The following is a 25718-nucleotide window of genomic DNA, read 5'->3' as shown; positions in this document are numbered from 1 at the left end:
AGGGCGCGCGGGGCGTGGGGGCGGGTGCCGGCCGGGGCTTGGGTGAAGGCACTGGTGTCATGGGCCATCGTGGTCCGCCGTGCCCCTTCGGCGGGCTACTTGCGGCGGGGCTTCTTCGCCTTGGCCGTCCTGCGGGCCGCCGGGTTGCCCGTGCGGGCGGAGCGGCGCTTCGCGTACCGGGCGAGGGCCTCCTCGTACTCCGTGCGCCGCAGTTTCTCGCCCGGGGCCTCGGTGAACGTACGGAAGAAGTACGCGAGCAGCGAGCCGATGAAGCCGATGGTCTTGAGGCCGCGCAGCGTGTCCTCGCGGGCCGGGTCGGCCGGGCGGCGGGAGAAGCCCTCCCAGGTCTTGCGGAACGCGACCGCGCTGCAGACGGCGAACATCAGGACCACCAGCATGCCGACGAAGCCGCCGACGTCCGCGATCTCCAAGCCCTGGTAGGCGAAGCGCAGCACGAAGCAGGCGGCGACCACTGCGGCGAGCGAACCGACGGCGGCCCCGGCGCGGCGGAGCCCGTAGTGGCCGTCGTGCTCGACCCAGGTCGTGCCGAAGAAGCGGAGGGGCTCGGGCTGCGGGCCCGGGGCGGTGCCGGGCGCCGGGCCGTCGGGGGTGTCGCTGTTCTCGCTCACGGGGTCGATTATCCCAGGGCCCGGACCGGGCCGGGGAGACGGCCGTGTCACATGCGGCGGCCCGGGTGCGGCTCCTCCGGAGAAACGGAGGGGCCGCACCCGGGCCGGTCCGGCGGTCTCAGCCGAGCTTGGAGACGTCGCGGACGGCGCCCCGGTCCGCGCTCGTCGCCATGGCCGCGTAGGCGCGCAGCGCCGCCGAGACCTTGCGCTCGCGGGTCTTCGGCGCGTACACGCCGTTCAGCGCCTCGCGGCGGGCGGTCAGCTCGGCGTCGGGGACGAGGAGCTCGATCGAGCGGTTCGGGATGTCGATCCGGATCCGGTCGCCGTCCTCGACCAGCGCGATCGTGCCGCCGGACGCCGCCTCGGGCGAGGCGTGACCGATCGACAGGCCCGAGGTGCCGCCGGAGAAGCGGCCGTCGGTGACCAGCGCGCAGACCTTGCCCAGGCCCCGGCCCTTGAGGAAGGAGGTCGGGTAGAGCATCTCCTGCATGCCGGGGCCGCCGCGCGGGCCCTCGTAACGGATGACGACGACGTCACCGGGCTGGATCTCCTTGCGGAGGATCTTGTCGACGGCCTCCTCCTGCGACTCGCAGACGACCGCCGGGCCCTCGAAGGTCCAGATCGACTCGTCGACGCCGGCCGTCTTCACGACACAGCCGTCCACCGCGAGGTTCCCCTTGAGGACCGCGAGGCCGCCGTCCTTGGAGTACGCGTGCTCCACGTCACGGATGCAGCCGCCTGCCGCGTCCAGGTCGAGGGTGTCCCAGCGCTCGGACTGCGAGAAGGCGGTCGCGGAACGGACGCAGCCCGGGGCCGCGTGCCACAGCTCGATCGCCTCGGGGGACGGGGAGCCGCCGCGGATGTCCCAGTTCTTCAGCCACTCGGCGAGCGAGTCGGAGTGCACCGAGTGGACGTCCTCGTTGAGCAGACCGCCTCGGTGCAGCTCACCGAGGAGGGCGGGGATGCCGCCGGCCCGGTGGACGTCCTCCATGTAGTACGTACCGCCGGGGGCGACGTTCGGCGCGACCTTGGAGAGGCACGGGACGCGGCGCGAGACCGCGTTGATGTCCTCCAGGTCGTACGCCAGCTCCGCCTCCTGGGCGGCGGCCAGCAGGTGCAGGATCGTGTTGGTCGAGCCGCCCATGGCGATGTCCAGCGCCATCGCGTTGTCGAACGCGGCGCGGGTGCCGATGGAGCGCGGCAGGACCGTCTCGTCGTCCTGCTCGTAGTAGCGCTTGGTGATGTCGACGACCGTGCGGCCCGCGTCCTCGTACAGGGCCCTGCGGGCGGTGTGCGTGGCGAGGACCGAGCCGTTGCCGGGGAGGGAGAGGCCGAGGACCTCGGTCAGGCAGTTCATCGAGTTGGCGGTGAACATGCCGGAACAGCTGCCACAGGTGGGACAGGCGTTCTCCTCGATCCGGAGGATGTCCTCGTCGGAGATGCTCTCGTCGACCGCGTCGCTGATGGCGTTGACCAGGTCGAGCTTGCGGACCGTGCCGTCGACGAGGGTGGCCTTGCCGGCCTCCATCGGACCGCCGGAGACGAAGACCGTGGGGATGTTGAGGCGCATCGCGGCCATCAGCATGCCCGGGGTGATCTTGTCGCAGTTGGAGATGCAGATCAGGGCGTCGGCGCAGTGCGCCTCGACCATGTACTCGACCGAGTCGGCGATCAGGTCGCGGGAGGGGAGGCTGTAGAGCATCCCGGCGTGGCCCATCGCGATGCCGTCGTCGACCGCGATCGTGTTGAACTCGCGGGGCACCGCGCCCGCGGCCTGGATCGCCTCGGAGACGATCCGGCCGACCGGGGCGAGGTGGGTGTGGCCGGGGACGAACTCGGTGAACGAGTTGGCGACCGCGATGATCGGCTTGCCGATGTCCTCGCTCGCTACGCCCGAGGCCCGCATAAGGGCGCGGGCGCCCGCCATGTTGCGGCCGTGGGTGACAGTGCGGGACCTCAGCTGGGGCATCGTCTCTCGCTCCTTCGACAGAAAAGACTGCCTCCGAGCGTACGCCTCCCGTGCCAAGATCTGGACGGTGTGTCCGGAATGCGGGACGGGATGACCGGTCGGTGGGCGGGGCGGGGGTGGTTTCGGGGCTCTGCCCCGGGCCCCGCTCCTCAATCGCCGGAGTGCTTGATTTTGCCGGTCGGCGAGCTCAGCTGACGGAGGGGTTCGGTCAGCCCGCTTCCGTCAGGTAGCGCTGGAGGGTCGGAGCCACCATTTCGATGATCTTCTCGGGGTCCGCCGAGGCCAGGGGTTCCGCTCGCAGTACGTAGCGCAGCATCGCGATGCCCACCAGGTGCGACGCGGCCAGCTCCGCGCGGAACGTGGCGTCGGGGACGTCGAGCTGGTCCGCGATCCGTTCCAGCAGACGGCGCAGGACGAAGCCGCGCAGGACCTTCGCCGCCGCCTCGTGCGTCACCGCCGAGCGCAGCACCGCCAGCAGCGGGGCGCGGGTCGCCGGGTTCTCCCAGACCGCGATGAAGTAGCGGGCCAGCCGCTCCCCCACCCCGTCCGTGCCGCCGTCCAGGACGGCCGGGACCACGAGGGCGGGTTCGAAGGAGACCTCGACCGCGGCGGCGAAGACCTCGTCCTTCGTACCGAAGTAGTGGTGGACCAGGGCGGCGTCCACGCCGGCCGCGCGGGCGATGCCGCGGACCGATGTCTTGTCGTAGCCGCGCTCGGCGAACTCGGCGCGGGCCGCCTCCAGGATGCGGGTCCGCGCGTCGGGGCCGGCCGATGCCGACGTGCGCGAGGGGCGGCCTCGGCGCCTGGGGCCCGGGGCTTCGGCGCCCTCGGTCATGAGCGCGGCACCCGCGGCGAGGACGAGGCGAGGTGCAGCCGGGTGAAGGCCAGGGCCTCGGCGAGGTCGGCCTCGCGTTCGGCGGTGGACATCGCCCGGCGGGTGTTGACCTCGATGACGACATGGCCTTCGAAGCCGGTGCCGGCCAGCCGCTCCAGCAGTTCGGCGCAGGGCTGGTCGCCCCGGCCGGGGACCAGGTGCTCGTCCTTGTTGGAGCCCTTGCCGTCGGCCAGGTGGACATGGGCCAGCCGGTCGCCCATCCGGTCCACCATCGCCAGGCCGTCCGTGCGGGCGGTGGCGGTGTGCGACAGGTCCACCGTGAAGTGCCGGTAGTCGTCGTTGGTGACGTCCCAGTCGGGGGCGTACGCGAGCATCTCGCGGTCCCGGTAGCGCCACGGGTACATGTTCTCGACGGCGAACCGCACGTCCGTCTCGTCCGCCATCCGCCAGATCCCGGTGACGAAGTCGCGGGCGTAGTTGCGTTGCCAGCGGAACGGGGGGTGGACGACGACCGTGGACGCGCCGAGCTTCTCGGCGGCGGCGCGGGCCCGCTGGAGCTTGACCCAGGGATCGGTGGACCAGACCCGCTGGGTGATCAGCAGACAGGGGGCGTGCACGGCGAGTATCGGCACCTGGTGGTAGTCCGAGAGCCGGCGCAGGGCCTCGATGTCCTGGCTGACGGGGTCGGTCCAGACCATGACCTCGACACCGTCGTACCCCAGGCGCGCCGCGATCTCGAAGGCCGTCGCCGTCGACTCCGGATAGACCGAGGCCGTCGACAGGGCGACCTTCGCATCCGGGATGCGCACCACTGGTTCTGCCACGCAGACAGCGTACGGGCAGTGGTGCGCCGCGCCGAGGGGCCCCGGCGGAAAGTGAGAAGGGCCATGAAGCTCAGTTCAGGGCCACGTCCTCGCGCGAGGGGAGGTGGTCCAGGCGGCGCAGGATCACGCCCTCGCGCAGCGCCCAGGGGCAGATCTCCAGCTCCTCGACGCCCAGCAGGTCCATCGCGCCCTCCGCGACCAGCGCCCCGGCCAGCAGCTGGGCGGACCGGCCCTCGGAGACGCCGGGCAGGTGCCCGCGCTCCTCGGCCGACATCGCGGCCAGCTTCGGCACCCACTCCTCCAGCGCCCGGCGGCTGAGGGTGCGCTGGACGTACAGGCCCTCGGCGGAGCGGGCGGCGCCGGCGATCCTGGCGAGCTGCTTGAACGTCTTGGAGGTGGCCACGACGTGGTCGGGGCGGCCTATGCGGGAGAACTCGCCGACGCTGCGGGCGATCCGCGCCCGCACATGGCGGCGCAGCGCCTTGACCTCCGCCGGGTCGGGCGGATCGCCGGGCAGCCAGCCCGCGGTGAGGCGGCCGGCCCCCAGCGGCAGCGAGACGGCGGCGTCCGGCTCCTCGTCGATGCCGTACGCGATCTCCAGCGAGCCGCCGCCGATGTCCAGGACCAGCAGCTTTCCGGCCGACCAGCCGAACCAGCGGCGGGCGGCGAGGAAGGTGAGGCGGGCCTCCTCCGTGCCGCTGAGGACGGCGAGGTCGACGCCGGTCTCCTCGCGCACCCTGGCCAGCACCGTGTCGGCGTTGCTCGCCTCCCGGACCGCCGAGGTGGCGAAGGCGAGGACGTCCTCGCAGCCCTTGTCCTCGGCGGCCTGGAGCGCGTCGGCGACCGTCGCCACCAGCCGGTCCACGCCGAGCGGGCCGATGGCGCCGTCCTCGTCGAGGAGCTCGGCCAGGCGCAGCTCGGCCTTGTGCGAGTGCGCGGGCAGCGGGCGGGCGCCGGGGTGCGCGTCGACCACCAGCAGATGAACCGTGTTCGACCCCACGTCGAGGACTCCGAGTCTCATGGGCAGAACGCTACTGGTGCCACGGCTTTACTCTGGGCTCGTGCCAAAGACGAAAAAGGCGAAGCCGGGCAAAGTCACGAAGAAGCAGAGAACGAAGCAGGAGATGCAGCAGCCGGAGACAAAGGGACCGAAAGCGTCCGACGAGACGGGGATCGACTTCGCGCGGGCCTGGGTGGAGTTCCCGGACCCCGCCGACGACGAGCAGGTCTTCCGCTGCGATCTGACGTGGCTGACGTCCCGGTGGACGTGCATCTTCGGCAGTGGCTGCCAGGGCATCCAGGCCGGGCGCGCGGACGACGGGTGCTGCACGCTGGGCGCCCATTTCTCGGACGAGGACGACGAGAAGCGGGTGGCCGAGAACGTGGCCCGGCTCACCCCGGAGCTGTGGCAGTTCCACGACGTGGGCACGGAGTCGGGCTGGGTGCAGACCGACGACGACGGGGAGCGCCAGACGCGGCGCTGGGAGGGTTCCTGCATCTTCCAGAACCGGCCCGGGTTCGCGGCGGGCGCGGGCTGCTCGCTGCACATCCTGGCGCTGCGGGAGGGCAAGGAGCCGCTGGAGACCAAGCCGGACGTGTGCTGGCAGCTGCCGGTGCGGCGGACGTACGAGTGGATCGACCGGCCCGACGACACCCGGGTGCTCCAGGTGTCAATCGGTGAGTACGACCGCCGGGGCTGGGGTCCGGGCGGCCACGACCTGCACTGGTGGTGCACGTCGGCGACGTCCGCCCACGGCGCCGGGGAGCCGGTGTACGTGTCCTACCGGCCCGAGCTGACCGAGCTGATGGGCAAGGAGGCGTACGACCGGCTGGTCGAGCTGTGCGAGGAACGGCTCTCCGCGCTGCTGCCGATGGCACCGCACCCGGCCGACCCCGTGGCGTAGCCCGCCGGGCCAGTCGGCTCAGTCGGCCCGGGGCGGGGTGCTGGGGCCCTTTCCGGGGTCCTCCGGGCCCGTCGGGGCCGACGGGTCGGGGGACGGGCTCGGCTCGCCCGGGTCCGTCGGTGTCGGTGTGGGGTCCGTCGGATCGGGCGTCGGGTCCGGCGGGTCCGTGGGGTGCGTCGGGTCCGGTGAGGACGGCGGCGGGTCCGAGGGGTGCGGGTGGAGCGGGCCGGGCGGCTGCATGCTGCGGGCCGAGGCACCGGGCACCGGCGCCTTCCTCCCGTAGCCGTGCATCGCCACGACCGATCCGGACGGGGCGACGGCGATCCGGGCGGTCCAGGGGCCGGCGGGTTCCCGTGTGCGGTCGACCAGGACGCGGATCGTGACGCTGTCGCCGGCGGCGAGCCTGCCGGAGGCGCTGCTCAGGCGCAGCCAGGACTGGCCCGTGGCCGCCGACCAGGAGACCGGGCCCTTCTTCGAGGCGCGCAGGGTGATCAGGGTGGTGGAGCCGGTCGAGCGGGCCTCGACCGTGAGCCGGCCCGTGCCGGGCCGCTCGCCGTCGGCGCCCGGGCCGCCGTCCGCGCTGATGATCTCGGCCGAGACGTCCGGGCCGCTCTCCCCGTCGGTGAAGCGGGGGCCGGACTCGGGGCGGGCGTTGCCCGCGTTCTCGTAGGGGGCGTACGGGCTGTCGGAGCCGGCGTCCGCGTCGGCGGCGCTGACCGCCGAGCCGTCGCGCCCCTCGCCGGTGAGCGGCGCGCCCCGGTAGGCGGACCACAGGGCGATCACGGGGGCGGCGACCACCGTGGCGACGACCGTGGTCGTCATGACCCGCGAGCGCAGCCGGTCCCGGCGCGCGGCGTGGTCCTTCGGGTCCATCGGGAAGCCCGCGCGGTCGAAGCGCGGGGTGGCGGACCGATTCTTCTGGTGCTTCTGGGCGTGGATCATCGCCACATAGGCGGACGGGCGCGGCGCCTCGACGACCGCCAGCACGGCGGCCGGGGTGACGGACCCGCCGGGCCAGGGCCCCTCGGCACCGGCCCGCTCGGCGGCGCGACGGCAGCGCGGGCAGTCGTCCACATGCCGCACCAGCTCGCGGCGCAGGGTGGCCGAGAGCAGCACCCGGTGGTCGCCGGTGAGCCGGCCGACCGTGGGGCAGTTGCCCGTCTCGACGACGGCCAGGGCGGCCCGGGTCCGCTCCACCTCGCAGGCGGCCGCGGCCAGCAGCTCCCGGGCGGCCGCGGGTTCCAGGCCGAGGACGGCGGCGACCGCGCCCGGGGCCAGCCGGTGCCGTACCGCCAGCTCCAGCGCCTCGCGCTGCTCGGGTGTGGTGCCCGCCGCCTCGGGCCAGGCCAGCTGGGCCAGCTCGCGGCGGTGCGCCTCGGCGGCGGCCGGCGTCTCCGGGTCCCCGGTGGCGGAAGACGCCGGGGGGTGGGGCGCGGGGGTGGTACGGGAAGCGGCAGGGGGCGTGCGTCGTCCTGTGTGCGCGCCCGGAGCGGGACCGCGGCGGTCCTCGTCGCCGGGCCGCCGGTGCGTCCGCGCGCCGTCGGACCTGCGGTGCGCCTGGCGGCCCTGCTTCTGCTCGGCGAGCCGGCGCAGGCATGTCCACCTGGCCAGCGCGTACAGCCAGGTTTTACGTTCCTCCTCGTCCGAGGGGCAGCGCCCGCCCTGGCGCTCCGCCAGGGCCAGGACGCCGCCGAGCGCCTCGGTGGCGGCGTCGTGGTCGCAGAGCACGGAGAGGCAGTACGTGAACAGGCCGTCGAGATGCGGCTCGTAACGGGCGGGCGGCTGCTTCGGCGAGGAGTGGGGCGCGCGGCGCTGCGCCCGGTGTGCGCCGGGGGTGTTCGTGGGGGTCTCCAGCCTGCTGCTCGTCACCTTGCGACCGTAGGCAGCCGGGGCACACACCTCGCGCCCCTTGAACAGATTTAACCCTTACGGGTGAACGTATCGCTCAATATCGGACAGGAATCCCCGATTCCACCCCAAGAGGCGCGCTTCGCTCCCCCGCGAGCCCCGCGCCGGACGGCACTGTCCGACCCCACCTATACGGTGGCGCCATGGCTGCCCGTACGAAATCCGCGAAGGACCGGCCGTCCTACCGCTGCACCGAATGCGGCTGGACGACCGCCAAGTGGCTCGGGCGCTGCCCCGAGTGCCAGGCGTGGGGGACGGTCGAGGAATTCGGCGGCGCCCCCGCCGTGCGGACCACGGCGGCCGGCCGGGTCTCCACCGCCGCGCTCCCCATCGGCCAGGTCGACAGCCGGCAGGCCACGGCCCGCTCGACCGGCGTCGGTGAGCTGGACCGGGTGCTGGGCGGCGGTCTGGTGCCCGGCGCCGTCGTGCTGCTCGCGGGCGAGCCGGGCGTCGGGAAGTCGACGCTGCTGCTGGACGTGGCGGCCAAGGCGGCGAGCGAGGACCACCGCACGCTCTATGTCACGGCGGAGGAGTCCGCGAGCCAGGTCCGGATGCGGGCCGACCGGATCCGGGCGCTCAACGACCATCTGTATCTGGCGGCCGAGACCGATCTGTCCGCCGTCCTCGGCCATCTGGACGCGGTCAAGCCGTCCCTGCTCGTGCTGGACTCCGTGCAGACCGTCGCCTCGCCCGAGATCGAGGGCGCGCCCGGCGGCATGGCGCAGGTCCGCGAGGTGGCCGGGGCGCTGATCCGCGCCTCCAAGGAGCGCGGGATGTCGACGCTGCTGGTCGGCCATGTCACCAAGGACGGCGCGATCGCCGGGCCGAGGCTGCTGGAGCACCTGGTCGACGTGGTGCTCTCCTTCGAGGGCGACCGCCATGCCCGGCTGCGGCTGGTGCGCGGCGTCAAGAACCGTTACGGGGCGACCGACGAGGTCGGCTGCTTCGAGCTGCACGACGAGGGGATCACCGGCCTCGCCGACCCCTCGGGCCTCTTCCTCACCCGGCGCGACGAGCCGGTGCCCGGCACCTGCCTGACCGTCACGCTGGAGGGCAAGCGCCCCCTGGTCGCCGAGGTGCAGGCGCTCACCGTCGACTCCCAGATCCCCTCGCCCCGGCGCACCACCTCGGGCCTGGAGACCTCCCGGGTCTCGATGATGCTCGCCGTCCTGGAGCAGCGCGGCCGGATCAGCGCGCTGGGCAAGCGGGACATCTACAGCGCCACGGTGGGCGGGGTGAAGCTCACCGAGCCGGCCGCGGACCTCGCGATCGCGCTGGCCCTGGCCAGTGCGGCGAGCGACACACCGCTGCCCAAGAACCTGGTGGCGATCGGCGAGGTGGGCCTCGCGGGCGAGGTCAGACGGGTCACCGGGGTCCAGCGCAGACTGGCCGAGGCACACCGTCTGGGCTTCACCCACGCCCTCGTTCCGACCGATCCGGGGAAGGTCCCGGCCGGTATGAAGGTCACGGAAGTCGCCAACATGGGGGACGCGCTGCGCGTGCTCCCGCGCCGGTCTCGTGCACAGGCCCCCCAGGAGGACGGCGCACGCCGGTAGACTTTGCCCTGGTCTCGCCCGTCCGTACGAACGGTACGAGGGACGTAAGGGCACCGCAAACCTGTGACCGGAGGAGTGCAGTGGCAGCCAGCGACCGGGCAGCATCGCCCGGAAAGTCCGGCCAAACCACCGGTAACGAGGCGCTGATGCGCGCCTCGTTGTCCGCCGTCGCGCCCGGAATGGCCCTGCGGGACGGCCTGGAGCGCATTCTCCGTGGCAACACCGGGGGCCTGATCGTGCTCGGCATGGACAGGACCGTCGAGTCGATGTGCACCGGCGGCTTCGTGCTGGACGTGGAATTCACCGCGACCCGGCTGCGCGAGCTGGCCAAGCTCGACGGGGCGCTGATCCTCGACAAGGACATGACCAAGATCCTGCGGGCCGGCGTGCAGCTGGTCCCGGACGCCTCGATCCCGACCGAGGAGACCGGCACCCGCCACCGCACGGCGGACCGCGTCTCCAAGCAGTGCAACTTCCCGGTGGTCTCGGTCTCGCAGTCGATGCACCTCATCGCGCTGTACGTGGACGGGGAGCGCCGGGTCCTGGAGGAGTCCGCCGCGATCCTCTCCCGCGCCAACCAGGCCCTCGCCACGCTGGAGCGGTACAAGCTCCGGCTCGACGAGGTGGCGGGCACGCTCTCCGCGCTGGAGATCGAGGACCTGGTGACCGTCCGGGACGTGACCGCGGTCGCCCAGCGCCTGGAGATGGTGCGCCGGATCGCGACCGAGATCGCCGAGTACGTGGTGGAGCTCGGGACCGACGGCCGGCTTCTCTCGCTCCAGCTCGACGAGTTGATCGCGGGCGTGGAGCCGGAGCGCGAGCTGGTCGTGCGCGACTATGTGCCGGAGCCGACCGCGAAGCGGTCGCGGACGGTGGCGGAGGCGCTCACCGAGCTGGACGCGCTGTCCCACACCGAGCTGCTCGAACTTCCCGTGGTGGCACGGGCGCTGGGGTACAGCGGCTCTCCGGAGACGCTCGACTCGGCGGTCTCGCCGCGCGGTTTCCGGCTGCTGGCGAAGGTGCCGAGGCTGCCCGGGGCGATCATCGACCGGCTGGTGGAGCACTTCGGCGGGCTGCAGAAGCTGCTCGCGGCGAGCGTGGACGATCTCCAGACGGTCGACGGGGTCGGCGAGGCACGGGCGCGCAGCGTGCGCGAGGGCCTCTCCCGGCTGGCCGAGTCGTCGATTCTCGAACGGTACGTGTAGCGGTCGGGGGGCGTACGCCCGCGTACACCCCCCGACGGCCCGTCCGGCCCCTCCGGCTCCCGCCGGACCTCGCCGGCCCTTGGCCCGGCCCTTGGTTCAGTCCTCGGTTCAGTCCTTGGCGAGGACGAACGACGCGCGCTGCACGGGCTCGCCCGGGGCCTTGGCCTCGACCAGGTAGGTGCCGGGACCGGCCTTGCCCGGGGGCGGGGTCGCGCACTTCGGGGCGCTCTTCGCGCGGTCCCACTCCACGGTGTGCACCACGGTCGCGCCGGCGGGCACCTTCAGCAGCACGGCAGCCGGGTTGCGCGGGCAGTCCTTGGACGACCAGACCTCGTCGTCGTCCCCGCCCGCCTCGGTGACGGTCAGCACCGCGCTCTTCGGGCCGAAGTCGGCCTTGCAGGTGGTGGACGAGGTGTTCTTGGCGATCAGCCGGAACCTCGGCTTCTCGTCGGGGCCGTAGCTGACCTCGGTCTTCAGGCTCAACTGCAGTGCGGCGGGCTTGCAGTCGGGGAGCGGGGAGCCGGCCGGGACCTGCTGACCGGTGCTCGCGCCGCCGCCAGAGGCACCGCCGGAACCTTCGGAGCCGCCCGAACCGCCGCCCGAACCGCCCTGTCCGTCCCCGCCGTTGGCGCCGTCGCCGCCGTCCGCGCCGTCTCCCGTACCTCCGGAGCCGCCGTCCGAACTCCCGTCCTTGCCACCGTCGCTGCCGCCGGTGTCGTCCGACTCGTCGCGCCCGCCCGGCTGTTCACTGATCGCCGGGCCGGAACCGGAGGGACCGGGCGTGATCGAGTCGGCGGGACCGGAGCCGGGGGCCTTGGAGTCGTCGTGACTTCCCTTGTCGCCACCGGAGGTGACGGCCCATGCGATCAGCGCCGCGAGCAGCGCGACCAGAGCCGCCGCTACCGCCCTCCGTCGCCAGTAGATGGTGGAGGGAAGCGGACCGATCGGATTACGCAGAGATCCCACGGCGCAAACTGTACGAGAGATCAGCGCCAACTCCCGCCCCACCCGCCGCCCTGGCCGCCAAGTTTTGCCGATCATCATCCCGGGACGGCCCGTTCACGCTGCCGGCCGCCGCGAAACCGCCCCCTGTGATCACCCGGTCACGGCCCAGAACGGACCCATGGGGCCAGTTGCCGCAACGGCTCGCGGGGCGTGCCGCCACTTGCCGGGCACGCGGCCGGGCCGGGCGGGGACAGACGGGTGTGCTCTATCACTCCAAGGGCTCCTTTGCGGGCTGACACCCCCGTGCCCCTGACCCGTGTCTGCCCGTCCGTGCCAGGATCGGGGGTGCGATGACTGCCACGACTGCGACACAGACGCCCCCCGCCTCCCTCCACACCCCTGTCATCGGGTGGTTCGACCAGCACGCCCGCGATCTGCCCTGGCGCCGCCCCGAGGCGGGCGCCTGGGGTGTGATGGTGAGCGAGTTCATGCTGCAGCAGACCCCCGTCAACCGGGTCCTCCCGGTGTACGAACAGTGGCTGTCCCGCTGGCCGCGCCCCGCCGACCTCGCCGCGGAGCCCCCCGGCGAGGCCGTCCGCGCCTGGGGCCGGCTCGGCTACCCGCGCCGCGCGCTGAGGCTGCACGGGGCCGCCAAGGCGATAACGGAACGGCACGGCGGAGACGTACCGAGCGAGCACGCCCAGCTGCTCGCCCTGCCCGGGATCGGCGAGTACACGGCGGCGGCTGTGGCCTCGTTCGCCTACCGGCAGCGGCACGCCGTCCTCGACACCAACGTCCGCCGGGTGTTCGCCCGGGCCGCGACCGGCATCCAGTACCCGCCGAACGCGACCACCGCCGCCGAGCGCAGGCTCGCCCGGGCGCTGCTGCCGGAGGAGGACGAGCGGGCCGCGCAGTGGGCCGCGGCGACGATGGAGCTCGGGGCCCTCGTCTGCACCGCGAAGAACGAGGACTGCACGCGCTGCCCGATCGCCACGCAGTGCGCCTGGCGGCTGGCCGGGAAGCCCGCGCACCAGGGGCCGCCGCGCCGCGGCCAGACGTACGCCGGGACCGACCGGCAGGTGCGCGGCCGGCTGCTCGCCGTGCTGCGCGAGGCGGTGACCCCGGTGCCGCAGGCCGCGCTGGACGCGGTGTGGGAGGAGCCGGTGCAGCGGGCCCGTGCGCTGGACGGGCTGGTCTCCGACGGTCTGGTCGAGCCGCTGGCCGGCGGCCACTACCGGCTGCCGCTGACCTGACGGACCGGGCCCGCCCTCCGCCGTGACGGTGGGGGCGGGCCCTTCCGCGTCCCCGGGCGGGACCTTTGTCCGGGTGCATCCCGGCGCTGTTACACAACCGATGGACAGCCGTGCGTCGGCCTACGGCTGCTCCGCACAGCCTCGTGACAACCGCTCCGTAGCGTCACCGACGTCAGCCCGACGACCAGGCGGCTGGCGGCGGTACCACGGGGTTCCACGGGGACGGAGGCGGTTGTAATGGCGCAGGGCGAGGTGCTCGGTTTCGAGGAGTACGTGCGGACCCGGCAGGAGGCGCTGCTGCGCAGTGCCCGCCGGCTGGTCCCCGACCCCGTGGACGCGCAGGACCTGCTGCAGACCGCGCTGGCCCGCACCTACGGCCGCTGGGACGGCATCGCCGACAAGTCCCTGGCCGACGCCTATCTGCGCCGCGTCATGATCAACACCCGGACCGAGTGGTGGCGCGCCCGCAAGCTCGACGAGGTCCCCACCGAGCAGCTGCCCGACGCCAGCGTCGAGGACGGCACCGAGCAGCGTGCCGACCGCGCCCTGCTGATGGACGTCCTCGGGGTGCTGGCTCCCAAGCAGCGCAGCGTCGTCGTGCTGCGACACTGGGAGCAGATGAGCACGGAGGAGACCGCGGCGGCACTCGGCATGTCGGCCGGTACGGTGAAGAGCACCCTGCACCGCGCGCTGGCGCGTCTGCGCCAGGAGCTGGAGAGCAGGGAGGCCGCGAGCCGGGAGGCCCGGCTCCGCGAGGACCGGGACCACACCCCGGCCGCGCGCACCGCGTCGGCCGGCACCGCGGTGCGGCCGCGGACGCGGGCAGGGGCGCCGGCGGACAGGCGTCACGACGAGCGGGGGCGGGAGCGGTGCGCGGCCTGACAGGCAGCGGTGACGGCGGCGGCGAGAGCGGCGGCCGGCCCACCGACGGGGACAGCGGGGACGGGGCCGGTCACGGGCGCAGACGCCTGGTGGCCGGCTGGGCGGCGAGCAGTACGGCACTGGCCGGGCTCGCCGTCTTCGGGCTGTTCACGGCCAGCTGCTCCACCGGCGGCACGGGCACGCGCGACGAGGGCCCGGCGGGCACCCAGCCGGTCGCCCAGGTCACCCCGAGCGTGACGGCCCCCTCCACGGCCAAGCCCACGCCCCGGATCGACGCGGTGGCGCTGCTCAAGGCGGACACCAAGGTGAGCGAGCGGGTCCGGACGGACCTGAAGCCCTGCACGGGCGACGAGTACCCGGTGGACACCTCGTACGGCACGCTGACCGACGCCTCGTCCGCCGATGTGGTCGTGAACGTGATGACCTGCGGCGACTCGGTGGGCGTCGGCACCTATGTGTACCGGCCGCGCGGCAACGGCACGTACGAGAACGTGTTCACCGTGGAACAGCCCGCCGTGTACGGCACCATCGACCGCGGTGACCTCGTGGTGACGACCCAGGTGTACGGGCAGAAGGACGCGGTCGCCTATCCCTCGGGCGAGGAAGTGATCACGTACCACTGGGCGGGGGGCCGGTTCGGTGAGCAGGACCGGGTACACAACGACTTCAACAGAGCCGTCGGCACCGGGGACGGGGAGTTCCCCGCGCCGGTGGAACCGACGAAGAACTGAGAGCAGTGCGATGGCCGAGACCCATGTCCTGTTCGTCGAGGACGACGACGTCATCCGCGAGGCCACCCAGCTGGCGCTGGAGCGGGACGGCTTCGTGGTCACCGCGATGCCCGACGGGCTCAGCGGCCTCGAGGCGTTCCGGGCCGACCGGCCCGACATCGCGCTGCTCGACGTGATGGTGCCGGGCCTGGACGGGGTCAGCCTGTGCCGGCGCATCCGGGACGAGTCGACGGTTCCGGTGATCATGCTGTCGGCCCGCGCCGACTCGATCGACGTGGTGCTCGGCCTGGAGGCCGGCGCCGACGACTACGTCACCAAGCCGTTCGACGGGGCCGTCCTGGTAGCCCGCATCCGGGCCGTGCTGCGGCGCTTCGGCCATGCCTCGGGGGGCGCCGGCGCCGGGGAGCCGCAGGAGCAGCCCGAGGGCGGGGTGCTGGTCTTCGGTGACCTGGAGGTCGACACCGAGGGCATGGAGGTGCGCAAGGGCGGCGAGCAGGTGAGCCTGACCCCGACCGAGATGCGGCTGCTGCTGGAGTTCTCCTCCGCGCCGGGCACGGTGCTCTCCCGCGACAAGCTGCTGGAGCGGGTCTGGGACTACGGCTGGGGCGGCGACACCCGGGTCGTGGACGTCCATGTGCAGCGGCTGCGGACGAAGGTCGGCCAGGACAGGATCGAGACGGTCCGCGGCTTCGGCTACAAGCTCCGGGCATGAGGCGCCCGGATCTGCGGACGGGTGTCCGCTGGAAGATCAGCATCGCCATCGCGGCGGTCGGCGCGCTGATCGCGGTCGCGCTGAGCCTGGTGGTGCACAACGCGGCCCGGGTCTCGATGCTGGAGAACGCCCGCGAGGTCCAGCTGGAGCGGCTGAACTACGCCCAGCTGCTCTACGAGGCGACGAAGACGAAGAAGGCCGACCCCCGCTTCGGCGCCAAGCTCAACGATCCGACGATGCCGAAGAGCCTGCGCCAGGAGACCCGGCGCAACCGGCGGGCCACGCATGTCGAGGACCGGGGCGGGGTGCCCGACGTCTGGGCGGCCGTGCCGGTGGGCAACGGGGACGTGCTCTCGCTGCACACCCGGTTCGCCGACCGCTCCACCACGATCATGGGCGACCTGGACCGGGCACTGATCATCGGTTCGGTCTCGGTGGTCCTCGGCGGTTCCGCCCTGGGGGTGCTGATCGGCGGCCAGCTGTCGCGCCGGCTGCGCAAGGCGGCGGCCGCGGCCGGGAAGGTCGCCCAGGGCAATACGGACGTCCGGGTCAGGGACGCCGTCGGCGGTGTCGTACGGGACGAGACCGATGAGCTGGCCGGTGCGGTGGACGCCCTGACCGACGCGCTGAACGAGCGGATCGAGGCCGAGCGGCGGGTCACCGCGGACATCGCGCACGAGCTGCGCACCCCGGTGACGGGGCTGCTCACGGCGGCCGAGCTGCTGCCGCCCGGCCGTCCCACGGAGCTCGTACGGGACCGGGCGCAGGCGATGCGCACCCTGGTCGAGGACGTGCTGGAGGTGGCCCGGCTGGACAGCGCGTCCGAGCGGGCCGAGCTCCAGGAGATCGCGCTCGGTGAGTTCGTCAGCCGCCGGGTGGCGCTGCTGGACCCCGATGTGCGGGTGCATGTGGTTCACGAGTCGTGGGTCAGCACCGATCCGCGCCGGCTGGAGCGCATCCTGGGCAATCTGCTGGGCAATGCCGCCAAGCACGGCTCCACCCCGGTGGAGGTCACGGTCGAGGGCCGGGTGGTCCGGGTCCGCGATCACGGCTCGGGGTTCCCGGCGGCGCTGCTGCGGGAGGGGCCGAGCCGGTTCCGTACCGGATCCACCGACCGGGCCGGGCACGGGCACGGTCTCGGGCTGACGATCGCGGCCGGCCAGGCCCGGGTGCTCGGCGCCCGGCTGACCTTCCGCAACGCCGCGCCCGAGGGCGCGGCCCAGGGCGCCGGCGGGGCGATCGCCGTGCTGTGGCTGCCCGAGCACGCGCCGACCGACACCGGCAGCTACCCGATGCTCCTGACCGAGCAGCGCGGCCCGGAGCCGGGGGCCCGCAAGGCCGCCGGCAGCTGGGCGCGCGGGGAGCGACCGGAGGGCTGAGCGGGGGTACGGAGAAGGGCCCCGGGGCGCACACGCGCGCCGAGGCCCTTCTCCGTACGGTCGGACGCTCTACACGGCGTCGGCCACCGGGGCCTTGGCCGTCTCCGGGCCGGCGCCCCGCAGCGGGACCTCCTTGACGAAGAGGGCCGCGACCAGGGCGATCAGCCCGACGGACGCGCCCACCAGGAAGGCGATGTGGGTGCCGGAGGCCACCGCGTACTCGTACGCCTCGCGCACCGGTGCCGGCAGCTTGGCCAGGCTCGCCGCGTCCAGCTGGGCGCCGTGCGTGGTGGCACCCGCGCCGCCGCGGGCGGCCATCTCGTCGTTCACCCGTCCGGTGAACAGCGCGCCCATGATGGCGACGCCGAAGGAGCTGCCGAGCGTGCGGAAGAGGGTGGTGGAGGACGAGGCGACGCCCATGTCCTTCAGCTCCACGCTGTTCTGCGCGACGAGCATCGTGATCTGCATCAGGAAGCCCATGCCCGCGCCCAGCACGGCCATGTAGACGCCGGAGGTGAACCGGGTGGTGGAGGTGTCCATCTGCGAGAGCAGGAAGAGGCCGGTCACCATCAGGATCGAGCCGAGGATCGGGAAGATCTTGTACTTGCCGGTGCTGGTGGTGATCCGTCCGGCGACGAGCGAGACGACCATCATCGCGAGCAGCATCGGCAGGAGCAGCAGTCCGGAGTTGGTCGCGGACGCGCCCTGGACGGACTGCTGGAACAGCGGCAGGAAGAGCACCGCGCCGAACATCACGAAGCCCGCCATGAAGCCGACCAGGGACATCAGCGTGAAGTTCGCGTTGCGGAAGATGTGCAGCGGGATGATCGGCTCCGCGGCCTTCGTCTCGACGAAGAGGAATCCGGCCAGCGCGGCGACGCCGATCGCGATGAGCTCCATGATGACGGCGGAGTTCCAGTCGTACTCCGAACCGCCCCAGGTGGTGACCAGCACGATGGCGGTGATGCCGACGGTCAGCAGGCCGGCGCCGAGGTAGTCGACCTTCGCCTTGGTCCGCTCCCGCCTGGGCAGGTGCAGGACCGTGGTGATCATGATCAGTGCGACGGCGCCCAGCGGCAGGTTGATGTAGAAGCTCCAGCGCCAGCCGAGGTGGTCGGTGATGGTGCCGCCGACCAGCGGGCCGCCGATCATGGCGATGGCCATCACGCCGGCCATCATGCCCTGGTACTTGCCGCGCTCGCGGGGCGGCACGAGGTCACCGATGATCGCCATGACGCCGACCATCAGCCCGCCGGCGCCGAGGCCCTAGACCGCGCGGAAGCCGATCAGCTGGCCCATGTCCTGGGCCATGCCGCTGAGCACGGAGCCGATCAGGAAGATCACGATGGACGTGAGGAAGATGCCCTTGCGCCCGTACATGTCGCCGAGCCCCAGATGGGGGTGGAGGCGGCGGTGGCCAGGGTGTAGGCGGTGACGACCCAGGAGAGGTGTTCGAGTCCGCCGAGGTCGCCGACGATCGTCGGCATCGCGGTGCCGACGATCAGGTTGTCGAGCATGGCCAGCAGCATGGCGATCATCAGGGCGAGCACCACCACCCGCACGCTTCGCTGCTGCGGCTCAGGCTTCCGCGCCCGGTCGGCCGGGCCGTCGTCCGCCTTCCTGTCCGGCGCCTTCTTGAGATCCGCCATGTTCCCCAACTCCCCTGATCCCCTGCTCACCGGGGTACTTACTTGCCGCCCGGCTAGTTGACTATACTCAGGGAAAGCAACCCCGTAACTAGCCGGGCGTCAAGCAAGTATCTCTCGGGAGAGCACCATGGGCAGCACGCCGCAGCCGCGCCGGGGCAACACCCGCCAGCGCATCCAGGACGTGGCCCTGGAACTCTTCGCCGAGCAGGGGTACGAGAAGACCTCCCTGCGGGAGATCAGCGAGAGGCTGGACGTCACCAAGGCGGCGCTGTACTACCACTTCAAGACCAAGGAAGACATCTTGGTCAGCATCTTCGAGGGCCTCAACCGGCCGGTCGCGGAGCTGATCGCCTGGGGCGAGACACAGCCGCGCACCCTGGAGACGAAGGTGGAGATCCTCCGCCGCTACAGCGACGCGCTGGTCGCTGCCGCCCCGCTCTTCCGCTTCATGCAGGAGAACCAGGCGACCGTACGCGACCTGAGCATCGGCCAGACGATCAAGGGCCGGGTCCTGTCCCTCGTCGACCTGATCAAGGACCCCGACGCGCCGCTCACCGACCAGGTGCGCTGCTTCACGGCGCTCTTCACCATGCACGCCGGGATGTTCGCGCTCAAAGACATCGACGGCGACCCCGAGGAGAAGCGCAAGGCCGTCCTCGAAGTCGCCGTCGAACTGGTCACCCGGGCCCATGACCCGGGTCCCCACCAGTAGGGGCAAGGGGTGTCGCGGCCGGATCAGACCGTGACGCCCTCCTTGTGGAGGTAGTTCACCGGGTTGACCGCGGAACCGTAGTTCGCGGTGTTCCGGATCTCGAAGTGCAGGTGCGGGCCGCTGGAGTTGCCGGTGTTGCCGGACAGGGCGATCTTCTGGCCCTTCTTCACGTGCTGGCCGATGTGCACGTCGATCTTCGACAGGTGCGCGTACTGCGAGTAGCGGCCGTCGCTGTGCTTGATCACGATGGCGTTGCCGTACGCGGGACCGTCGCCGCCGCCGTTGGGGCCGGCCTTGACGATGGTGCCGGTGTGCGCGGCCTCGACCTTGGTGCCGATCGGCACGGCGAAGTCCTGGCCGGAGTGCTTGTGCGCCCAGCGGCTGCCGTCGTTGCCGAAGCTCGCGCTCAGCTCGTAGTGGTCGACCGGGGTCTCCCACGCCAGCTTCGCGGCCCGCTTGGCGGCGGCCTTCTTCTTCGCGGCGGCGGCCTTCTTCTTGGCTGCGGCCTTCTTCTTCGCCGCCTCGGCCTTCTTCTTCGCGGTGTGCTCGGCGGCCTTGCCCTGGGCGGCCGCCTGCTTGGCGACCGAGTCGGCGGTGGCCGAGCTCACCAGGCTCGCGGCACCCGGGGTTCCCGCCGTGCCGGCCGCGAACGCAGCACCCGCACCGAGAACCATCGATGTCCCCAGGCCGGCTGCCACCACGGCGCCACGGACACGGGACACGGACGGGCGGCGGGACTGGAACGTAACGCGCTTCGACATAAGCGGAAAACCTCCGGAGATGACTGGACCCGGCATTCCGCCGGGCTGGCCATCCCTTGGTAACCCGCGCCCCCAACCGGGTACAAACCCCCCATCTACGAATAAAAGTCGTAGCCGGAGCCCCGGGAATTCGCCGGGACGGGTCCCGGACAGGGCCTGCCGCAGGCCGTGGAAAGTCTTCGCCGGAACAGGTTTAACCCCAGTTCCAAACCGGCCTTAACGGACACAGACCCGCTATCCGGGCACTTCCACCCAGACCGCCCAAGGGCCCGCCCGCCGCAGGGCCGAAGGTCCCGCGGCGGATCGGGCCCGTTGCTCCTAACCCGGCTAGTAGGCCTCCGAAGGCCTGTGCGCCTTGTCACCGGCGGTGGGACCAAAGACCGTCCGTTCCGGGACCTTCGGCCCGGTGCCGATCGCTACGCGGCGGGCAGGCCGGTCACCTTCTTGCCGTGCAGGGCCACGAGGTTCTTGCCGCCCGCCGCCAGGTACCAGCGCTGGATGTTGCCCGTGCCGTCGTTGTAGGTCCAGCGCAGCGAGCCGTCGGCGGGGTCGAAGGCGTGGATGCCGCCGTTCTTGTCGAACTCCGTCGCCCCGTAGAGGACGTCGCCGACCTTGGCGAACTGCCAGGGGGCCGCGACGTCCAGGCTTCCCTTGTTGTGCCAGTGCCGCTTCCCGGTGGCCGGGTCGGCCGCCCACAGGCCGTGCAGGCTGTCGGAGACGTAGAGAACGCCGTCCAGGACCGCCGGATCGTTGAACCGGGTGTACTTCTCGGTCGCGAAGGACCAGGCCTCCCGGCCGTCCGCCAGGTCGAAGGCGCGCATCCGCTCGCCGTTCGCGACGATGACCAGACCGTCGTGGACCACGAAGCCCCGGTTGCTGGAGCGGCCGATCTTCTTCGTCCAGACCTGGTGGCCGGTCGCGGTGTCGCGGACCGTGAGGTTCTCCCGGAAGTCGGTGTAGGCGAGCCGGTTGCCGGCCACCTGCGCGGTGATGCCGTTCTGGTCCGTGCCGTGATCGCGCTGCTCGCGCCAGACGACCTTGCCGGACGTGGTGTCGATCGCGGCGATGACGTTGTCCGGCGTCCGGAAGTCCTTGTCCAGGATCCCCGCCACGACATAGACGTGGTGCGCGTCCGCGGCGATCGGCCGGGGCTGGGAGTACTCCTTGCCCAGCCGGCTGCGCCAGGTGTCCTTGCCCGTCGCCGGGTCCAGCCCGATGATGTTGCCGTCGTAACGGGCGCTGCCGAGATAGAGCGTCCCGCCGCCTATGAGCATGTTGGCGCCGGGGGTGGTGACCTCGGCGCGGGACCAGATCTCCTTGCCGGTGGCCAGGTCGCGGGCCACCAGCGGGTCACCGGAGACGAGCACCACGTTGTCGACCACGGCGAGCGCGGAGATCCAGGCCAGCCCGTCGAACGTGGCGGGGTGCTGCCAGGCGGCCTGCGGCTTGGACCCCGGAGGCCGGCTTGTCCGCCGCCGGGCTCTGCGTCCCGCCGCCCCCGCCGCCGGCCGCGGGGTCCTCCTCGGGCCCGCAGGCCGAGGTACCGGCCCCCAGCAGTACCAGCCCGGCCCCCGCCAGCCTCATCATCCGCCTGCGCGACACATCGCCTCTGCCCATGGCCTGTCTCCCCCTCGCTGCACGTCCGGACCCGTTTGTACGTCCGGGCCCCGGACGGCGCGTCCGGAGCCGGGCCAGACTAACCAGCGGCTTTCGGCCATCGAGCGGACCGGACGCGACCGGGACAGCCCCGTGACGCGCCCGTCACCGTGTGCGGGCGCAAAGAAAGGGCGGCCCCGGGCCGGTGTGAACCGGTCCGGGGCCGCCCTTTGCACGCTCGGGCGCTAGGCGCCTGTCACGCTTCCTTCGTCATGTTCGGGCCGGCGCCGCCTGCCGCCTGCTCGATCGGCGGGACGTCGGGCAGAGCCGACTTCTCCTCGCCCCTGAAGGTGAACTTCTGCTCGTCACCCTCGCCCTCGGTGCCGACGACCACGATGTGACCAGGGCGCAGCTCACCGAAGAGGATCTTCTCGGAGAGGATGTCCTCGATCTCGCGCTGGATCGTCCGGCGCAGCGGCCGGGCGCCCATCACGGGGTCGTAGCCCTTCTTCGCCAGAAGCGACTTGGCGGCCGGGCTCAGCTCGATGCCCATGTCGCGGTCCTTCAGGCGCTCGTCCACCTTGGCGAGCATGAGGTCGACGATCTGGATGATGTCTTCCTCGGTGAGCTGGTGGAAGACGACCGTGTCGTCGACGCGGTTGAGGAACTCGGGCCGGAAGTGCTGCTTGAGCTCTTCGTTGACCTTGATCTTCATCCGCTCGTAGTTCGTCTTCACGTCGCCCTGGGCGGCGAAGCCCAGGTTGAAGCCCTTGGAGATGTCCCGGGTCCCGAGGTTGGTCGTCATGATGATGACCGTGTTCTTGAAGTCCACGACCCGGCCCTGGGAGTCGGTCAGGCGACCGTCCTCCAGGATCTGGAGCAGGGAGTTGAAGATGTCGGGGTGGGCCTTCTCGACCTCGTCGAAGAGGACGACGGAGAACGGCTTGCGGCGCACCTTCTCGGTGAGCTGCCCGCCCTCCTCGTAGCCCACGTAGCCGGGGGGCGAACCGAAGAGACGCGAGACCGTGTGCTTCTCGCTGAACTCCGACATGTCGAGGGAGATCAGCGCGTCCTCGTCGCCGAAGAGGAACTCGGCGAGCGTCTTGGAGAGCTCGGTCTTACCGACGCCGGACGGGCCGGCGAAGATGAACGAGCCACCGGGGCGCTTCGGGTCCTTCAGACCGGCTCGCGTACGGCGGATCGCCTGCGAGAGGGCCTTGATGGCGTCCTTCTGGCCGATGACGCGCTTGTGGAGCTCGTCCTCCATGCGCAGCAGACGGGAGGACTCCTCCTCCGTCAGCTTGAAGACCGGGATGCCGGTGGCGGTGGCGAGGACCTCGGCGATGAGCTCGCCGTCCACCTCGGCCACGACGTCCATGTCGCCGGCCTTCCACTCCTTCTCGCGCTTGGCCTTCGCCGCCAGCAGCTGCTTCTCCTTGTCGCGGAGAGACGCCGCCTTCTCGAAGTCCTGGGAGTCGATGGCCGACTCCTTGTCCCGGCGGACACCCGCGATCTTCTCGTCGAACTCGCGGAGGTCCGGCGGCGCGGTCATCCGGCGGATGCGCATCCGGGAACCGGCCTCGTCGATCAGGTCGATCGCCTTGTCCGGCAGGAAGCGGTCCGAGATGTACCGGTCGGCCAGCGTCGCGGCCTGCACCAGCGCCTCGTCCGTGATGGACACGCGGTGGTGGGCCTCGTAGCGGTCGCGCAGACCCTTGAGGATCTCGATGGTGTGCGGCAGCGACGGCTCCGCGACCTGGATGGGCTGGAAGCGGCGCTCGAGAGCGGCGTCCTTCTCCAGGTGCTTGCGGTACTCGTCGAGCGTGGTGGCACCGATGGTCTGCAGCTCGCCTCGCGCCAGCATGGGCTTGAGGATGCTCGCGGCGTCGATCGCGCCCTCGGCGGCGCCCGCACCCACCAGGGTGTGGAGCTCGTCGATGAACAGGATGATGTCGCCGCGGGTGCGGATCTCCTTGAGCACCTTCTTCAGGCGCTCCTCGAAGTCACCGCGGTAGCGGGAGCCGGCGACCAGGGCGCCGAGGTCGAGGGTGTAGAGGTGCTTGTCCTTGAGGGTCTCGGGCACCTCGCCCTTGACGATGGCCTGGGCCAGGCCCTCGACGACCGCCGTCTTGCCGACGCCGGGCTCGCCGATGAGGACCGGGTTGTTCTTCGTGCGCCGGGACAGCACCTGCATGACCCGCTCGATCTCCTTCTCGCGCCCGATGACCGGGTCGAGCTTGGATTCGCGAGCGGCCTGGGTGAGATTCCGGCCGAACTGGTCCAGCACCAGGGAGGTGGAGGGAGTGCCCTCCGCGGGGCCGCCGGCGGTGGCGGCCTCCTTGCCCCCCGAGTAACCGGAGAGCAGCTGGATGACCTGCTGGCGCACCCGGTTCAGGTCGGCGCCCAGCTTCACGAGGACCTGGGCGGCGACGCCCTCGCCCTCGCGGATGAGGCCGAGCAGGATGTGCTCGGTGCCGATGTAGTTGTGGCCGAGCTGGAGGGCCTCGCGGAGCGACAGCTCCAGGACCTTCTTGGCTCGGGGCGTGAAGGGGATGTGGCCGGACGGGGCCTGCTGGCCCTGGCCGATGATCTCCTCCACCTGCTGGCGGACCGCCTCGAGCGAAATCCCGAGGCTCTCCAGGGCCTTAGCGGCGACACCCTCACCCTCGTGGATCAGGCCCAGGAGGATGTGCTCGGTGCCGATGTAGTTGTGGTTGAGCATCCGGGCTTCTTCCTGAGCCAGGACGACAACCCGCCGCGCGCGGTCGGTGAACCTCTCGAACATCGTTAATCGCTCCTCAGAGCGGTCAGGCAGTAAGGGGTCGGTCCCCTCCCTGTCCTTCCGCAGCTTAGTCCCGCAAGCGGGGACCGCTCATTTCAACTGCCGACACCCGGCCCTGCTTCCCGGGGGATCTGCTGCCCCGAACGCCGACAACTGCTCCAACCCGATGGTGCGAGACGATGTTCCCGCAGGCCAGGCAGATACCCCTATCGCCAGTACGCCGATGGCGAACGTGAGACGTCCGTTGGCTTGCGTGTCGCCCCTCCCACTAGGGATGTCTTACCCGCAATTACAGACAGTCCATGCGGGGTACGCGGGTTCCCTCCGCTACGGGCGAACATCTTGGTACTCCCGAATGCGTCCGTACGCCCCCAACCCGGACACACTATGCGTTCGATCAGGGACTCTGCGTAACCCCTGGGGCGGATCCGGAGTTCTTCCCACATGGCCCTCACCGTCCCGCCGCCGCGCACCCCGTCACCCGCCGAGCGGGACAGCGATGCCGACGTGCCACTGGGCGACTGGGCCCGGTGGTACGAGCGGGAGCTCGGCTGGGCCGCAGCGGGCAGCGCGCCCGTGCGGCTGCTGACCGGGCTGCGGTTCGACACACTCGTGGTCCCCGCCGCCGCCGGGCTCGCGGCGCTGCGGCGGGCGGGTCCGACGGGACCGGTGGCACTGACGGGCCGTCGGATGAGTCTGCTGGTGGCGCCGGGCAGCGCGGACGAGCTGCCGGGGCTGCTCGACTGGCTGGAGTGGGGCGGGGTCTCTCTCGCGCTGACCGCTCTCGGCGCGGGCGGCCGGATCACCGCACCGCCGCCGCCGGGCCGGCCGGTGCCGCCGGGGGCCGCATCCTGGCTGCGGCCCCCCTGGTCACTGCGAGAACAGGACGGAGTGCCGGTTCTCCCGGCGTTCTCCGGGTTCGGGAGCAGGGGTGGGGATGCTCCCGATCTCATCCGGCTCGTCGACGCCGTGGCGACGGAATGCCATCGGGCCCGGCTGACGCATGCCCGGACGGGGCTGCCTGCCGATGAGCGGACCGCTCAGCCGTTGGCCTTCTCGTAAGCCTCGCGGATCTCGGCGGGAACGCGGCCGCGGTCATTCACATTGTGGCCGTTCTCGCGGGCCCACTTCCGGATCTCGGCGGTGTCCTTGTTGCCCCCCGTAACGGCGCGGCCCTTGCCGCGGCCGGACGCCGCCCGGCCACCGGTGCGCCGGCCGTTCTTGGCGTAGGGCTCAAGAAGACTGCGCAGCTTGTCCGCGTTGCTCGTGGTGAGGTCAATCTCGTAGGTCTTGCCATCCAGCGCGAACGTCACCGTCTCGTCCGCCTCGCCGCCGTCGAGGTCGTCAACAAGAAGGACCTGAACCTTCTGTGCCACCGGATTTCCTTTCATCGAAAATGGAGTACGCGGAAAGGAAACCGCTTTTCCCCGGAAAACACAAACCCCCGGGAGAGGTTCAGGAGCACAAGAGGACGGGAAACGTGCGC

20 protein-coding genes and 2 pseudogenes are annotated in these 25718 nt (G+C 71.7%); 10 read left to right on the top strand and 12 right to left on the bottom strand.

Annotation, left to right across the window (positions count from 1 at the left end):
• Positions 1 to 95 precede the first annotated feature (95 nt).
• The 5 genes from RLT58_RS20500 to RLT58_RS20480 form a co-directional block, all read right to left on the bottom strand.
• Positions 96 to 629, bottom strand: coding sequence for a hypothetical protein (locus RLT58_RS20500; RefSeq protein ID WP_311311827.1), 534 nt, complete (start codon positions 627 to 629; stop codon positions 96 to 98).
• A gap of 118 nt (positions 630 to 747) precedes the next feature.
• Positions 748 to 2598 carry a dihydroxy-acid dehydratase gene (gene ilvD / locus RLT58_RS20495; RefSeq protein WP_311311826.1) on the bottom strand — a complete coding sequence of 617 codons (1851 nt, stop codon included), beginning with the start codon at positions 2596 to 2598 and terminating at the stop codon, positions 748 to 750.
• 208 nt (positions 2599 to 2806) lie between these two features.
• Positions 2807 to 3433: a TetR/AcrR family transcriptional regulator gene (locus RLT58_RS20490; RefSeq protein ID WP_311311825.1), complete on the bottom strand. Its 627-nt coding sequence runs from the start codon at positions 3431 to 3433 to the stop codon at positions 2807 to 2809.
• Positions 3430 to 4257 carry a sugar phosphate isomerase/epimerase family protein gene (locus tag RLT58_RS20485; protein ID WP_311311824.1) on the bottom strand — a complete coding sequence of 276 codons (828 nt, stop codon included), beginning with the start codon at positions 4255 to 4257 and terminating at the stop codon, positions 3430 to 3432. The genes RLT58_RS20490 and RLT58_RS20485 overlap by 4 nt, the downstream gene beginning before the upstream one ends.
• A gap of 70 nt (positions 4258 to 4327) precedes the next feature.
• On the bottom strand, positions 4328 to 5278 hold the full coding sequence (locus tag RLT58_RS20480; RefSeq protein ID WP_311311823.1) for a Ppx/GppA family phosphatase: 951 nt from the start codon (positions 5276 to 5278) through the stop codon (positions 4328 to 4330).
• Between the two features lie 40 nt (positions 5279 to 5318).
• On the opposite strand from RLT58_RS20480, the gene RLT58_RS20475 reads away from it, so the two are divergent.
• Positions 5319 to 6161, top strand: coding sequence for a DUF3109 family protein (locus RLT58_RS20475; protein ID WP_311311822.1), 843 nt, complete (start codon positions 5319 to 5321; stop codon positions 6159 to 6161).
• An 18-nt stretch (positions 6162 to 6179) separates the two neighbouring features.
• On the opposite strand, the gene RLT58_RS20470 is transcribed toward RLT58_RS20475, so the two are convergent.
• Positions 6180 to 8030: an RNA polymerase sigma factor gene (locus RLT58_RS20470; protein WP_311311821.1), complete on the bottom strand. Its 1851-nt coding sequence runs from the start codon at positions 8028 to 8030 to the stop codon at positions 6180 to 6182.
• A gap of 182 nt (positions 8031 to 8212) precedes the next feature.
• On the opposite strand from RLT58_RS20470, the gene radA reads away from it, so the two are divergent.
• Together radA and disA are read left to right on the top strand one after the other, a co-directional pair.
• Positions 8213 to 9625: a DNA repair protein RadA gene (gene radA / locus RLT58_RS20465; RefSeq protein WP_311311820.1), complete on the top strand. Its 1413-nt coding sequence runs from the start codon at positions 8213 to 8215 to the stop codon at positions 9623 to 9625.
• Positions 9626 to 9705: 80 nt separating this feature from the next.
• Positions 9706 to 10830 (top strand): DNA integrity scanning diadenylate cyclase DisA, encoded by a 1125-nt coding sequence (disA, locus tag RLT58_RS20460; protein WP_311311819.1) that lies wholly within the window; start codon positions 9706 to 9708, stop codon positions 10828 to 10830.
• A 108-nt stretch (positions 10831 to 10938) separates the two neighbouring features.
• Here disA and RLT58_RS20455 read toward each other — a convergent pair whose 3' ends face one another.
• Complete coding sequence (locus tag RLT58_RS20455; RefSeq protein WP_311314581.1) at positions 10939 to 11754, bottom strand: hypothetical protein; 816 nt, start codon at positions 11752 to 11754, stop codon at positions 10939 to 10941.
• Positions 11755 to 12125: 371 nt separating this feature from the next.
• Here RLT58_RS20455 and RLT58_RS20450 point away from each other — a divergent pair, with 371 nt between their 5' ends.
• The 5 genes from RLT58_RS20450 to cseC all read left to right on the top strand — a co-directional run bounded on the left by RLT58_RS20450 (position 12126) and on the right by cseC (position 16732).
• Positions 12126 to 13028: an HhH-GPD family protein gene (locus RLT58_RS20450; RefSeq protein ID WP_311311818.1), complete on the top strand. Its 903-nt coding sequence runs from the start codon at positions 12126 to 12128 to the stop codon at positions 13026 to 13028.
• A 237-nt stretch (positions 13029 to 13265) separates the two neighbouring features.
• Positions 13266 to 13910 (top strand): SigE family RNA polymerase sigma factor, encoded by a 645-nt coding sequence (locus RLT58_RS20445; protein ID WP_311311817.1) that lies wholly within the window; start codon positions 13266 to 13268, stop codon positions 13908 to 13910.
• Positions 13898 to 14641, top strand: coding sequence for a hypothetical protein (locus RLT58_RS20440; RefSeq protein ID WP_399131656.1), 744 nt, complete (start codon positions 13898 to 13900; stop codon positions 14639 to 14641). Before RLT58_RS20445 ends, RLT58_RS20440 begins: the two co-directional genes overlap by 13 nt.
• 10 nt (positions 14642 to 14651) lie before the next feature.
• Positions 14652 to 15353: a two-component system response regulator CseB gene (gene cseB, locus RLT58_RS20435; RefSeq protein WP_311311816.1), complete on the top strand. Its 702-nt coding sequence runs from the start codon at positions 14652 to 14654 to the stop codon at positions 15351 to 15353.
• Positions 15350 to 16732 carry a two-component system sensor histidine kinase CseC gene (gene cseC / locus RLT58_RS20430; protein ID WP_311311815.1) on the top strand — a complete coding sequence of 461 codons (1383 nt, stop codon included), beginning with the start codon at positions 15350 to 15352 and terminating at the stop codon, positions 16730 to 16732. The genes cseB and cseC overlap by 4 nt, the downstream gene beginning before the upstream one ends.
• Positions 16733 to 16801: 69 nt before the next feature.
• Here cseC and RLT58_RS20425 read toward each other — a convergent pair.
• Positions 16802 to 18381, bottom strand: a pseudogene (locus tag RLT58_RS20425) (MDR family MFS transporter).
• 127 nt (positions 18382 to 18508) lie between these two features.
• On the opposite strand from RLT58_RS20425, the gene RLT58_RS20420 reads away from it, so the two are divergent.
• Positions 18509 to 19093 carry a TetR/AcrR family transcriptional regulator gene (locus RLT58_RS20420; RefSeq protein WP_311311814.1) on the top strand — a complete coding sequence of 195 codons (585 nt, stop codon included), beginning with the start codon at positions 18509 to 18511 and terminating at the stop codon, positions 19091 to 19093.
• 23 nt (positions 19094 to 19116) lie between these two features.
• Here the strand turns inward: RLT58_RS20420 and RLT58_RS20415 are convergent, their stop codons facing one another.
• From RLT58_RS20415 to RLT58_RS20405, 3 genes and pseudogenes are all read right to left on the bottom strand, one after another.
• Positions 19117 to 19854 (bottom strand): M23 family metallopeptidase, encoded by a 738-nt coding sequence (locus tag RLT58_RS20415; RefSeq protein WP_311311813.1) that lies wholly within the window; start codon positions 19852 to 19854, stop codon positions 19117 to 19119.
• A 416-nt stretch (positions 19855 to 20270) separates the two neighbouring features.
• Positions 20271 to 21441 (bottom strand): annotated as a pseudogene (locus RLT58_RS20410) (PQQ-binding-like beta-propeller repeat protein).
• Positions 21442 to 21706: 265 nt separating this feature from the next.
• Positions 21707 to 24235 carry an ATP-dependent Clp protease ATP-binding subunit gene (locus RLT58_RS20405; protein WP_311311811.1) on the bottom strand — a complete coding sequence of 843 codons (2529 nt, stop codon included), beginning with the start codon at positions 24233 to 24235 and terminating at the stop codon, positions 21707 to 21709.
• 441 nt (positions 24236 to 24676) lie between these two features.
• Here RLT58_RS20405 and RLT58_RS20400 point away from each other — a divergent pair, with 441 nt between their 5' ends.
• Positions 24677 to 25294: an SCO3374 family protein gene (locus tag RLT58_RS20400; protein WP_311311810.1), complete on the top strand. Its 618-nt coding sequence runs from the start codon at positions 24677 to 24679 to the stop codon at positions 25292 to 25294.
• Here RLT58_RS20400 and RLT58_RS20395 read toward each other — a convergent pair.
• Positions 25273 to 25608: a histone-like nucleoid-structuring protein Lsr2 gene (locus tag RLT58_RS20395; protein WP_311311809.1), complete on the bottom strand. Its 336-nt coding sequence runs from the start codon at positions 25606 to 25608 to the stop codon at positions 25273 to 25275. The two genes, RLT58_RS20400 and RLT58_RS20395, sit on opposite strands and share 22 nt — an antisense overlap.
• Positions 25609 to 25718 lie beyond the last annotated feature (110 nt).

It is taken from the genome of Streptomyces sp. ITFR-16, from assembly GCF_031844705.1.
Classification (GTDB): Bacteria; Actinomycetota; Actinomycetes; order Streptomycetales; family Streptomycetaceae; genus Streptomyces.
This window is presented reverse-complemented; position numbering and strand designations above follow the sequence as displayed.